Origin of the sequence: Pseudoalteromonas sp. APC 3224 (assembly GCF_030407535.1) — a bacterium.
In the GTDB taxonomy this organism is placed as follows: Bacteria; Pseudomonadota; Gammaproteobacteria; order Enterobacterales; family Alteromonadaceae; genus Pseudoalteromonas.
In genome coordinates this window covers 39,890-52,526 of the sequence record NZ_JASDDF010000013.1, presented here as the reverse complement: position 1 = coordinate 52,526, position 12,637 = coordinate 39,890, and the positions used below count along the sequence as shown (strand labels likewise).

The 12,637-nt window shown below is 40.2% G+C and carries 15 protein-coding genes; 11 read left to right on the top strand and 4 right to left on the bottom strand.

What is annotated here, in order from left to right:
* The 8 genes from QL989_RS08375 to QL989_RS08340 are packed head-to-tail and all read left to right on the top strand — an operon-like array spanning position 1 to position 6,408.
* Positions 1-738 (top strand): heme ABC transporter permease, encoded by a 738-nt coding sequence (locus tag QL989_RS08375; RefSeq protein ID WP_138605318.1) that lies wholly within the window; start codon positions 1-3, stop codon positions 736-738.
* Positions 739-740: 2 nt separating this feature from the next.
* A complete protein-coding gene (ccmD, locus tag QL989_RS08370) occupies positions 741-944 on the top strand; it encodes a heme exporter protein CcmD (RefSeq protein ID WP_008112240.1) in 204 nt (67 codons plus the stop codon).
* Complete coding sequence (ccmE, locus tag QL989_RS08365) at positions 941-1,420, top strand: cytochrome c maturation protein CcmE (protein WP_138605319.1); 480 nt, start codon at positions 941-943, stop codon at positions 1,418-1,420. The genes ccmD and ccmE overlap by 4 nt, the downstream gene beginning before the upstream one ends.
* A gap of 1 nt (position 1,421) precedes the next feature.
* A complete protein-coding gene (locus QL989_RS08360) occupies positions 1,422-3,383 on the top strand; it encodes a heme lyase CcmF/NrfE family subunit (protein ID WP_290169694.1) in 1,962 nt (653 codons plus the stop codon).
* On the top strand, positions 3,380-3,952 hold the full coding sequence (locus QL989_RS08355) for a DsbE family thiol:disulfide interchange protein (RefSeq protein WP_138605321.1): 573 nt from the start codon (positions 3,380-3,382) through the stop codon (positions 3,950-3,952). The genes QL989_RS08360 and QL989_RS08355 overlap by 4 nt, the downstream gene beginning before the upstream one ends.
* Positions 3,949-4,410: a cytochrome c-type biogenesis protein gene (locus QL989_RS08350; protein ID WP_138605322.1), complete on the top strand. Its 462-nt coding sequence runs from the start codon at positions 3,949-3,951 to the stop codon at positions 4,408-4,410. The genes QL989_RS08355 and QL989_RS08350 overlap by 4 nt, the downstream gene beginning before the upstream one ends.
* Positions 4,411-5,667, top strand: a complete 1,257-nt coding sequence (ccmI, locus tag QL989_RS08345; protein WP_138605323.1) for a c-type cytochrome biogenesis protein CcmI — start codon at positions 4,411-4,413, stop codon at positions 5,665-5,667.
* 9 nt (positions 5,668-5,676) lie between these two features.
* Entirely contained in the window at positions 5,677-6,408 is a 732-nt protein-coding gene (locus tag QL989_RS08340) for a VacJ family lipoprotein (protein WP_138605324.1), read from the top strand.
* Between the two features lie 57 nt (positions 6,409-6,465).
* Here QL989_RS08340 and QL989_RS08335 read toward each other — a convergent pair whose 3' ends face one another.
* Entirely contained in the window at positions 6,466-7,689 is a 1,224-nt protein-coding gene (locus QL989_RS08335) for an HDOD domain-containing protein (RefSeq protein WP_138605325.1), read from the bottom strand.
* Positions 7,690-8,033: 344 nt separating this feature from the next.
* On the opposite strand from QL989_RS08335, the gene putP reads away from it, so the two are divergent.
* Entirely contained in the window at positions 8,034-9,545 is a 1,512-nt protein-coding gene (putP, locus tag QL989_RS08330; protein ID WP_138605326.1) for a sodium/proline symporter PutP, read from the top strand.
* Positions 9,546-9,743: 198 nt separating this feature from the next.
* Here putP and QL989_RS08325 read toward each other — a convergent pair whose 3' ends face one another.
* A complete protein-coding gene (locus QL989_RS08325; RefSeq protein ID WP_010387955.1) occupies positions 9,744-10,043 on the bottom strand; it encodes a YebG family protein in 300 nt (99 codons plus the stop codon).
* Between the two features lie 297 nt (positions 10,044-10,340).
* Between QL989_RS08325 and QL989_RS08320 the strand changes: the two genes are divergently transcribed.
* Positions 10,341-10,634 (top strand): ComEA family DNA-binding protein, encoded by a 294-nt coding sequence (locus tag QL989_RS08320; protein WP_138605328.1) that lies wholly within the window; start codon positions 10,341-10,343, stop codon positions 10,632-10,634.
* Between the two features lie 12 nt (positions 10,635-10,646).
* Here QL989_RS08320 and QL989_RS08315 read toward each other — a convergent pair whose 3' ends face one another.
* Entirely contained in the window at positions 10,647-10,949 is a 303-nt protein-coding gene (locus tag QL989_RS08315) for a hypothetical protein (RefSeq protein ID WP_010387958.1), read from the bottom strand.
* Position 10,950: 1 nt separating this feature from the next.
* Entirely contained in the window at positions 10,951-11,469 is a 519-nt protein-coding gene (dsbB, locus tag QL989_RS08310) for a disulfide bond formation protein DsbB (RefSeq protein ID WP_138605330.1), read from the bottom strand.
* A gap of 358 nt (positions 11,470-11,827) precedes the next feature.
* Here dsbB and fadR point away from each other — a divergent pair, with 358 nt between their 5' ends.
* Positions 11,828-12,541, top strand: coding sequence for a fatty acid metabolism transcriptional regulator FadR (gene fadR, locus QL989_RS08305; RefSeq protein WP_008109093.1), 714 nt, complete (start codon positions 11,828-11,830; stop codon positions 12,539-12,541).
* Positions 12,542-12,637 lie beyond the last annotated feature (96 nt).

Genomic DNA, 12,637 nt, shown 5'->3' with positions numbered 1-12,637 from the left:
ATGTGGAAGTGGTTACATCCGTATGCGAAAGCAGAGCGAGCATATCAATTATGCAATACTCTACTGCCATATTTTGCAGTAGTAACGGTCGTTAGTATGATTGTTGGTTGGATTTGGGGGTTAGGTTTTGCCCCTGCCGATTACCAACAAAAAGACAGTTATCGTATTATTTTTATTCACGTGCCCTCCGCTATTTTATCTATGGGCGCATATTCATCAATGGCGATTGCAGCCATTGTTGCCTTGGTATGGCAATTGCGTAATGCAGAACTTGCGGTAATTGCAATCGCGCCTGTTGGCGCGTGTATGACTGCAATAGCCTTAATTACCGGTGCCGCATGGGGTAAACCGATGTGGGGTGCTTGGTGGGTATGGGATGCACGACTGACTTCTGAACTTATTTTATTATTTTTATACTTAGGGGTGTTGTCTTTGTACCATGCCTTTGAAGATAAAAAGTCAGCAGGTCGCGCCGCGTCAATTTTAGCCATAGTAGGGGTGATCAACCTACCTATTATTCACTTTTCGGTGGAGTGGTGGAATACCCTGCACCAAGGGGCGAGTATCACTAAGTTTAATCGCGATGCGGTTGACCCTAGTATGTTTTGGCCATTAATGATTAATATTTTAGCCTTTGCCGCGTTTGTCGGTACGGTGACTTTAATTCGTCTTAAAAATGAAATTTTACACCGTGAAAAGCACCGCCCATGGGTGCGACAGTTGTTAACTAAGGGGTAATTATGCAGTTTGACTCGTTTTCAGATTTTATTGCAATGGGAGGCTATGGTTTTTATGTATGGCTTTCTTTTGGTACATGTGCATTGATTTTATTAGGTATTTTATTTAGCTCGTTACGCGACAAAAAACAAATTTTAGCGTCCGTTGAGCAGCAAATTGCACGTGAAACTCGAATTAAAAATTCTAAGCAGGAGCAAACCTCGTGAACCCTAGACGTAAAAAACGCCTTTTGGTTATTATCGCCGTACTCTTTGGTATTGGAGGATCAATTGGTTTAGTGTTGTACGCCTTACAAGAAAATATTAATTTGTTTTACACCCCCAGCGAATTAATTGATGGTAAAGGTCCCGATAAAGAAAAGCCGTTTGTAGGTCAAAAGCTGAGAATTGGCGGTATGGTAGTACCAGGCTCTGTGATCAGAAATGAACAAAGCCTAAAAGTAAGTTTTAAGCTGATTGATACAGGCCCATTGGTAACGGTACGTTATCAAGGTATTTTGCCTGATTTGTTTCGTGAAGGACAAGGGATTGTTGCGCAAGGTGTGTTAGTAGAGCCTAACGTGATTGAAGCATTTGAAGTATTGGCCAAGCATGATGAAGAATATATGCCGGCAGAAGTTGCTGAGGCAGTAAAAGGCATTAAGCACGAAAAGCCAAAATATAACTTAGATAGTGGGAGCTGATATGATCCCAGAAATTGGTTATTTTTCTTTAACATTGGCCATGGTGCTCAGTGTGCTGTTGTGTATTTTCCCACTTTGGGGAGCACACACAGGTAATCTTCGTTTGATGCGTGCGGCGCCATCATTAGCGGTTGGTCAGTTTGCATTTGTTGCATTGTCGTTCGCTGTTCTTATTTATGCCAGCCTCACCGATGATTTTACCGTGTCTTACGTTGCTTATCATTCAAGTAGCACCTTACCTTGGTATTATAAAATCACCTCTACATGGGGCGGTCATGAAGGTGCTATTTTACTGTGGTTACTTATGCAAGCCGGGTGGACAGCTCTGGTCGCTGTGCGTTCAAAGTCACTTCCTTGGGTGCTTCGTGCTCGTGTATTAGGTGTGCTTGGCTTTTTAGGTGTCGGCTTTATGATGTACACCTTATTGCTTTCAAGTCCGTTTGAGCGTTTATTGCCCTATTTCCCAGTTGAAGGGCGAGACTTAAACCCATTATTACAAGACCCAGGCATGATCATTCATCCACCATTACTTTACATGGGGTATGTGGGGCTTTCTGTGGCTTTTTCCTTTGCTATTGCTGCACTATTAACTGGTAAACTCGATAATACCTGGGCGAAGTGGTCACGCCCATGGACGATGACTGCATGGGGCTTTTTAACCTTAGGTATTACCATTGGTAGTTGGTGGGCCTATGCAGAACTTGGCTGGGGCGGCTGGTGGTTCTGGGATCCAGTTGAGAACGCATCACTGATGCCATGGTTAGTGGCAACGGCTTTATTACACTCTTTAAGTGTGACTGAAAAGCGCGGTGTATTTAAATCATGGACCGTATTATTAGCAATTGCTGCTTTTTCATTAAGTTTACTGGGCACTTTTATTGTTCGTTCAGGGATTATTGTTTCGGTGCACGCCTTTGCAACCGATCCAGATCGTGGACTATTTATTCTTGCTTTCTTAGCCATTGTTGTTGGCGGCGGCTTAGCGCTTTACGGCTTGCGTGTGTCACAAGTTAAAAGTGAAGGACGTTATAAGTTTGTCTCTCGTGAAGTAGCACTTTGGCTAAATAACATTTTCTTAGTGGTTGCCACCTTAATTGTACTATTAGGTACTTTATTACCTATGGTGCACAAAGAAATGGGCTTAGGCAGCATTTCTATTGGCGAACCTTTCTTTAATAAAATGTTTGCCATTCTACTGGTGCCATTTGCGATTTTAATGGGCATAGGGCCATTTTTGCGCTGGAAGCAAAATAAATGGGCATTTTTACAAAACAAAATATTTGTTGGCGCACTAGCCAGTGTTGTTATTACCTGTGCTTGGCTGTTTAGCAGTTATGAAGTGGTTACGCCACTCACTCTGTTAGCGACTACATTGGGTGTATGGATATTTATAGCCACTTTTATCGACCTTTACACCAAGGCCGCAGTTCATGGAACAATTAAACTTGGCATCAAACGCTTAGGTTTAAGTTATTGGGCTATGGTGCTTGGTCATGTTGGTTTAGCCTTTGTTATTGCCGGTATTACCCTTACCTCTGCGTATTCAGTTGAGCGCGATGTAGCCATGAAGCCAGGTGATAGCGTACAGCTTAATCAGTATCAATACCGTTTTGAAGGCGTGAAGACAATTCGTGGTGCAAACTACAGTGGTCATGCTGGTGTGGTAACAGTGTCAAAAGAAGACAAAACGATTGCGCGTCTTTATGCAGAAAAACGCCGATACGATATTGGTATGCAATTTATGACTGAAGCTGCAATAGATGCAGGTTTTACTCGCGATTTATATCTCGCCCTTGGCGAGCAATTAAGTGAAGGGGCATGGTCACTGCGTATTTACCACAAGCCGTTTGTACGTTGGATGTGGATTGGTGGTGTTTTGATTTCACTTGCTGGGTTTGTGATTTTATTTGATAAGCGTTATCGCGCTACACCCCGCAAAGATGAATTAGAGGGGGCATTATGAATCGTAAATTGATGGCAATAGTCCCTTTATTAATTTTCATCTTTATTTGTGTGTTTTTATATCAAGGGTTGTTTGCTAACCCTCGGGAAATACAAACAGGACGTATTGGTCAAACCGTACCGACATTTAACTTGCCTGATTTAATGCAAGATAATAAACGTTGGACTGATGAGCAGTTAAAAGGTGATGTGTATTTATTAAACGTGTGGGGCACATGGTGCCCAACGTGTCTAGCTGAGCTTGATTATTTAACTAAGCTTCGCGAACAAGGCATTAAAATTATCGGTTTGTATTATGTGCAAAGCTACGATGCCGACTTTGATGGCCCGTTTGATATGCAAGCTCTGCGTGACGATGTGAGTAATATGCTTGCGCGCGCAGGTAACCCTTATCAGTTTAATATTTTAGATTTAGAGCGCTCTTTGGCGTTAGATTTGGGGGTGTCTGGAGCACCAGAAACATTTTTAGTTGATAAAAATGGTACTATTTTGTTACACCACACCGGTGATATAAACCCTCGAGTTTGGCGCGCTAAATTTGCGCCTCTTATGCAGGAGCTTCAGCAATGAGATTGTTTTTATTAACCCTTAGCTTATTTGTTAGTTTAGCTGCGTTTGCTCAACAAGACCGTTATCAGTTTGATAGCAACGATCAAGCGGTTCGTTTTGAAGAGCTAACTAAGGAATTACGCTGCCCTAAATGTCAAAACCAAAATATTGCTGATTCAGATGCCGTAGTTGCAAAAGATTTACGCGATCGCGTATTGGCGTTAGTAAAAGATGGTAAAAGCAAAGACGAAGTCATTGACTATATGATTGACCGCTATGGCTACTTTGTTCATTACGATCCACCAGTAACGCCGGCTACGTTAATTCTGTGGGTGTTGCCAGTACTCATTGTAATAATAGGCTTTGGCTTTATTGTTATTCGCCAGCGTAAAGCGTCGGTAAAACAAACGTGGAGTGACGCTGATGAAGTGATGCTCAATAAGTTGATTAAACAAAATAAACGTCAGGAGCAAAGTTAAATGATTCTAATGTGGGCGTCTTTTGCTTTACTCACACTCATTGCATTGCTGTTTATTATTGTGCCTTTTTTAAAAAAAGAGCGCGTAGTAACGATTACTCATAACGCTAATGCTGAGCTTATCAGTATTTATGAGCAGCGTTTAGTTGAACTGCAGGCTGATTTAGACAACCAACGCATAGACTCGCAAAACCACAGCGAGGCAATTGTTGAGCTAAAACGCCGTTTGCTAAATGAATTATCACCAGAAAAGTCACTCAATAGTCGTGGTGATAATCGTATATTTGCTTTAACAGGGGCGGCGTTTTTAATTGCGTTAGCGGGTATATTTTATGCAATGACCGGCAGCCAGCAACAAATAGCGGCTTGGCATGATGCAATGGACAATTTGGCCGATTATGGCCAACGCGCTGTAATGCAAAAAGGTGAGCCGTTAACTAAAAATGAACTGCAAGCGTTTGCATTGGCACTGCGTACTAAGTTAAGCCAAAGCGGTGACGATGAAGTGGCTTGGATGCTGTTAGGGCGTGTGGCTATAATGCTTAATGAGTTTGACATGGCAAAACAGTCATTTGATAAAGCATTGTCAATGAACTCTGATAATATGCAAGCTTTGGTGAGTTACTCGCAGGTATTATTACTTGAGGGCAGTGATGAAAATATGACTCGCGCAGCGGGTATGCTTTCTAAAGTACTACAAGCACAGCCAAATAACCTCGATGCGATTTCGTTACTTGCGCTGATTGCTTTTGAGAGAAAGGATTGGATACAGGCAAAAGCTGCATTTGAGGTACTTCTTGCCAGTATGGACGAGTCAGATACGCGTTATGCTATGATTTCAAAGCGCATTAGTGAAATTGATGGCCAAATAGCTAAGCAAAGTGAGCTAAACAGCCACGACCAGCGAGTTGTACAGGGTATTCAGGTTACGGTTAAGATTGACGAGCAACTCGAAGAGAAACAGCCCAGTAACGGTATTTTGTTTGTGTTTGCTAAAGCTTCTGAAGGTTCACCAATGCCTTTAGCCGTTGTTAAACTGACTGACTATAGCTTTCCAATCACCGTTGAGCTGAGCGACAAGAACGCCATGATGGCGGGGCTAAATTTATCCAGTGCTAATGAAATTGTTATTTCTGCGCGTATTTCTAATGATGATTCAGTGATGCCAAGTACTGGTGAGCTTGAAGGCCACTCTGAAGTACTGCTTCGTAAAGATGTGCGACAAGTGCAACTGAACATTGATACATTAATACCTTAAGGATTTGAGATGTTAAAACAAGGCTTACTTTTATTATGTTTACTCACCTTATCGGGCTGTGCTCAAGTGCCCGAGAGTAAATATGATGAGCGCGATCCCTTACAAAGTGTAAATAGACCCATTTATGACTTTAATATGGACGTACTCGATACCTATATTTTAAGGCCAGCAGCAGTGGGTTACATCACTGTTACACCGCAGCCTGTTCGTCGTAGTATTGTGCACTTTACCGATAATATTACTGCACCCGTTGATATTATAAATGCCGGCCTGCAAGGAAAACCAAGCAGTGCTGGAATTAATTTTGCACGTTTTTTAGTGAATTCAACGGTGGGTGTATTTGGCATATTTGATGTTGCCAGCTCACTTGGGCTTGAAGTAACTAGCGAGGACTTTGGCCAAACTTTAGGTGTGTGGGGAGTGGGTGATGGTGCTTATTTAATGATCCCAGCAATGGGGCCATCTACCGCACGTAACTTAACCGGTGATGTTGTTGATAACCTAGTATTGCCTGAAATAGCACTGACCACGCCACAAACCATTTTAGTGTTCGCACTAAAAGCGGTTGAAGCGCGTGCGTCTTTAATGGCTCAGGAAGGGTTATTAAATGATTCGTTAGATCCCTACTTATTTATTAAAGACATTTATTTTCAGCGTCAATTATACGAGTTATTTGACGGTAACCCGCCAATAAAAGAAGAGCCTGAAGATTTTGATGAAGATTTTTTAGAAAGTCTTTAATTAAAATAGAAACGCCAGCAAATGCTGGCGTTTTTGTTAATGGGCATCAAAGATCTCTTAGCTATCAATCATCACCTGCATTTGCTCACTAACCCAATTGAGAGCTTCGTGGTATGCATCAGGCACTTCATCACCTAAGTTTAGTTGCTGAGCTTTGTCATTCGCAGCTTGCCAATCACCTTGCTCATACAGAGTCACTAAACTTAAGTATTCGGCAAGTAGCCCTTCATTTTTTAATAGCGCTGTTTTTATCTCATTAGATAGAGGTAATTTAAGCATTACGCTGTCCATTTCTTCATCTAATATCGCATCCATAAGCGACATCATGCCAGTTAAGAACGCCATGCCTGTGTCTTTCAGTTTGCCATGTGAAATAGCTAACAACTCACAAAAACGCGCCCGCGTTAACGACAGTCTAATAAGCTCTAATGGCTTATCGGCAGAGACTTGTGCTGCAAACAATAAAGAGAGCAGCTTTTTTATTTCAGCAGCGCCTAATACAATTAGTGCTTGTTTTATAGTGCTTATTTCAGAGCGGCGGGTAAATGCTGCTGAGTTTGAATAGCGCAGTAGTTTATATGATAAGTTAACATCACGCTCAAATACATCGGTGATTTTTTTAAGATCCATTTCTACACTGGATGTTTCATAGAGCAGTTCAGCCAGTGCCATGCCTGATGGCGGTAAGGCTTTACTTTGCACCATCTCAGGTTTTGAAAAGAAAAAGCCTTGAAAGTACTCAAAGCCCAGTTCAAAAGCTTGGTTGTAAAGCTCGTAGGTTTCAACTTTTTCTGCAAGTAATTTAATATGAGGGTAAGGTTTTAAGTCTTCGATGAGGGCTTTAACGATTTCTATATCGCACTTTAAAAAATCAATTTTAATGATATCAATAAATGGATAAAAGTGGCGCCAAACAGGTTGGTGCGCGTAGTCATCTAGAGCGAGTGTATACCCTTTTTCTTTTAGATCTTTAACTATTGCGAGCAGGCGTTTTCCTGGCTGAACGGTTTCTAATATTTCAATAACTACCCCGTCTTTATTTAATAGCGTAGGGTAGCCTTTTAATAAGGTGTCTAGGGTAAAGTTAATATAAGCGGGTTTATTATCGGTTAAATCTTCAAGGCCAAAATTAAACTGACTGCCTTCAATTAGGCGAGACGTCGCTTCGTCGCCGTCAATATTTGGAAATACGTTATCTACCCCATCACGAAATAAAAGCTCGTAGCCAATTAGCTCCTTATTGCGATCTAAAATGGGTTGGCGAGCAGCGTAAAAATACATATAAGATTCCGTAAAGGTAGAAATTAATTAACATTGTAATAATATATTGGAAAACATTCAAAATAGCATCGGTAAAATGAATTTTATTAATAAAATATCATGGCTTGGGTAATTTTAATTAATCTAAACTTATTGTTTTTTACTCTATTCGTTTTAAAAACAAGCGAATGGATGGTTTTTTATCTACTTAAATTAGCGGGTTGGAGTTATTAGCGATTACCGTGTTATAGTTGAGTAGAAAGCTTTTATTCCAATACTGTCTTAATTATAAGATTTCAAGAGTCATTATTTGGATTACAAGCCTATTATTACTTTTTTAAGTGGAGGCGAATTTGGAAACAGGAATGATTATTTCACTGGCATTATACTTTATTGTAATGCTAGGAATAGGACTATACGCATATAAGCAATCTACCAGTGATATTTCAGGGTATATGCTAGGTGGTCGTAATTTAGCCCCCAGTGTAGCTGCCCTATCGGCTGGTGCATCAGATATGAGTGGTTGGTTATTAATGGGTTTACCTGGCGCAATGTATTTATTTGGATTGAGTAAGGTTTGGATTGCAATTGGTTTAGTATTAGGTGCATGGGCAAACTACTTTTTAGTAGCACCAAGACTGCGTGTTTATACTGAAAAAGCCAATGACTCCATTACTATCCCTGATTTCTTTGCAAACCGTTTTGATGACAACAAAAATATCCTACGTGTTATCTCTGCAATAGTAATTATTGTTTTCTTTACCTTATATACTTCATCGGGAGTTGTTGCCGGTGGTAAGTTATTTGAAAACTCATTTCAAATGAGTTACGAAATGGGCTTATACATCACCACGGGTGTAGTAGTGGTATATACCTTGTTTGGTGGGTTTTTAGCGGTTAGCCTTACAGACTTTGTGCAAGGCTGTATCATGTTTATTTCGTTGTTGGCAGTGCCAATTGCCACCTACATGATGCTTGACCAACCCTTTATGGATACCTTAGCAAATGCAAACTATCAGCAGTTACTAAGCTCGCCTAAAGCAAGCGAAATTCATTCTTTAAGTATGCTTGACTGGTTTGCGGGCGGTTCTACCATTGCTATTATTTCTGCAATGGCGTGGGGCTTAGGTTACTTTGGTCAGCCGCATATTATTGTTCGCTTTATGTCTATTCGCTCAGTAAAAGAAATGCCAACCATGCGTCGTATTGGTATGTCTTGGATGACGCTATCCGCTATTGGTGCGGTATTTACCGGGCTATTTGGCGCAGCATTCATGATTGAAAACCAAATGCCGATTGCCGACAAAGAAACAATCTTCCTAGTATTAGCTGAATTAATATTCCATCCGTTAATTGCCGGTTTCCTACTAGCGGCTATTTTAGCTGCGATTATGAGTACTATTTCATCGCAACTATTGGTGTGTTCAAGTTCTTTAACTGAAGACTTTTATAAGATCTACTTAAATCGTAATGCTTCGCAAACTGAGCTGGTATTAGTAGGGCGCATTAGCGTGATATTGGTTGCGTTATTTGCAATCTACTTAGCGTATGACCGCAATAGTTCAATACTAGATTTAGTAAGTAATGCATGGGCTGGTTTCGGTGCTGCATTCGGTCCACTGGTATTGTTTAGCCTTTACTGGAAGCGTATGAACTTAAAAGGGGCTATCAGTGGTATGGTTGTAGGTGCACTAACGGTGCTTGTGTGGATTTATGCGCCTATTACTATTAATGGTGAGAGTTTGAGTAGCGTGATCTATGAAATCGTCCCTGGCTTTATTTTAGCAAGTATTGCGATTGTAGTAGGAAGCCTTATGACAGCTGAACCGAAAAAGGAAATTACTGATCTGTTTGATGAAGTTGAATCGTCATTATAAGTGATTAGTTAACCTAAGTTTTGGTTTAAAAAATGCCAACCAGTTTAACTGGTTGGCATTTTTATTGACTGACTTTTAACATTAGCAAATAGTGATGATTTACTCGCTTTTAGCTATCATTATTTAAAGGCATAAAAAAAACTGAATTCGAATACCGAATTCAGTTTTTTAATAATTACTATTAGGTTTTTAAAAGTACTAACTTGCAGCTTTATCTTTTATATCTGCAACGTTATCTGACTTTGTTTTTTTAGCTTTTGCAGGTACTTCTTTAGTCCCCTTAAGTACCGCCATAAAGTCGTCTTTACTTTTCGCAATCTCAAGTGCAAGCGACTCAACTTGTTGTTCACTTAGCGGCACATCTACTTTTTCAAGCATTAGCTCTAGTGACTCGGCGATATCGAGCATTTTGTCATAGGCATCAGCTTCTTTTTTAGTAGTAAACGTCATGCGCTCGACTCCGTTTCGTTCTACAACATATTTAACAACAACAGCCATGATTTCTCCTGCTTACTTACGTGGCAATATGATTATTTTAAATCATTAGATTACTGTTTTTATGTACAGTACAAGCTTGCGCGTTATTTTGCAAGCTTTAGCCTTAGTTTATCTGCAGCTTAGTTGACAATAAAGGCTGACTCTACTTTATTTATTAAGTCACTTTATAACGCGTTGCAGTAAAGGAGTCGCAAGGAGTGATTGTTACCGTTAGTACTTAGTAACCACAACGTTATGTAAAAGTGCTGGGTGTAAATAATCAACGAATGTTCATGTAGGAACGCAAAAGGAAATAGTATGAAATTAATTAAAATAATCTCGTTAGCAGCTGCTTTATGTTTATTACCTATGGGTACCACCTTTGCGCAAAGCGATATGTTATCAGAGCAGATGCAATCAGCCATGGTTAATATTAATAGTGCTGATTTAAAACAGTTAATTAAGTTACCAGGTGTCGGTAAGAAAAAGGCACAGGCAATTATCGATTATAGAGAAGCTAATGGTGATTTCGCATCACTTGAAGATCTAGCTAAAGTAAAAGGGGTGGGTAAAAAAATGCTAGCCAAACTTGATGGAAAGGTGACGTTTTAACTAAAAAGGGCGCTATGCGCCCTGATCAAACTGTTTTAAGGCAGCACCAAGGTGCTTTTTAGCAAAGTTAATATCTACTGGTGCTGTTAATAGCGGATAGCTCAACCCAGCTACAATTAAAAAGGGCACCAGTAACCAACCTTCGAAAAGAGTAAATATTAAAAAGAATGGGCTTAATAGCATCAGCTTTAGTATGCGTATAAAGACCCTGTCACTGGGTGATAGCATGCTTAAAGAGATAGCTATAACAGTTTGTCGTTGACGAACTTTTAAATGTTTAAGCTCATCAACTTGGCTTGAAAAAAAAGTAAACATATTAAAGTGACTTTTTAGTAATTAATCGACTGGCCACTAATATAAACAGTGTGGCGGTAAAGAGTACAAAAATAATTTCCATCCACGCTGGCATACTTAGGCTGGCAAATTGCCAATCTATATTTCCGCAGTCACCTGTCGCTTCAAAAAACTGCGGTATCCAGTGATGTAACGGTATAAATTCTGGAAAGTTTGGCTCAAATTCACAGCTAAATGCAAATGGGTCTGTGGTTGTTTGCATTTCAATGTGCTCACGGGCTATTAGTAACCCCCATACACTTGAAATCCCCCAAACAGCATAAGCGACAATACGTACTATGAGGCTGTTTGGTTTACTGGCTCCAATCATACCCGCAAAAAGTAGGCCTAATACTGCGGTGCGCTGGTATATGCACATAATGCATGGCGCTAACCCCATGTTGTATTGAAAGAAAAGTGCAGTAACTTCAAGCAGAAAAACAATCCCACTGAATAATAACCAAGGTGTACGCTGAGTACTTAGATTAGCAAGCCAGTTCATAACAATTCCGTATTTAAATAAGGGCTTAGATTATGACTTAGGATAAACAGCGGGGCAAGTAAAAGGAAAAAGCGAGGAGCTATGAAAGCTTTTCGCACCTCAAAGTTAGGGATACTCTGTTACATGACTTTCCCCAGAGCCATCAAGTTAATCCAGTTGTAAGAGCTAGTCAAACTGTCTCGTATGAATAATAGGTGGGCATTCATATTGCGTTTAATTTCTACCAGTAAAGTTACCCTTTTAATCACATACCTAGGTAATTTAACTTACTTTACTTGTTAGTTGTGACTTGTCTGGTACAATCAGTCAGTTAATCGTATGTAGCGATGTAATGTGAATTAATTCGAGTAGGAATTGAATGAGAATTTTTAAAGCGAAAAGCCCAGCAGGATTTGCTGAGGAATACATAGTAGAGTCAATCTGGAATGGTGATTTCCCTCCAGGTTCAATTCTGCCAGCTGAGCGTGAACTCTCAGAGTTAATTGGTGTTACTAGAACCACATTGCGTGAAGTGTTACAACGATTAGCAAGAGACGGTTGGTTAACAATACAACATGGTAAACCTACTCGCGTAAATAATTTTTGGGAAACGTCAGGGTTAAATATTCTTGAAACACTGGCCCGTTTAGACGAAGACAAAATGCCAGAGTTGACCGATCAGTTACTTTCAGCACGCACCAACATCAGCGCAATTTACACCCGTGCAGCAATAAAGCTTGCACCAGAGCGCGTTATTGAAATTTTATCGCAAAGTGATGAACTAGAAGACAGTGCGCAAGCATTTGCTGATTATGACTATAAAGTGCACCATGAGTTAGCTGTTGCTGGTAACAATCGCATTTATGTGCTTATTCTTAATGGTTTCAAAGGCTTTTATTCTAAGATTGGTTGTCATTACTTTTCAGATCCTCGCACTCGTGAGCTTGCACGTCAATTCTATAAAGATCTAACTAAGCTTGCTGAGAATAAAGAGCACGATGGTGCGATATTCATGATGCGTAAGTATGGTCATCAAACCGGTGAAATATGGCAACATATTCGCGGTGATATGCCTAGCGACATTATGGATTAGAAAAAAAACCTGCTTTAAGCAGGTTTTTTTATGAACAATAATCCGTGTGTTTATCAAGCGTTCGCTATTTTAGAACGGCGCTATCTATAAATACGA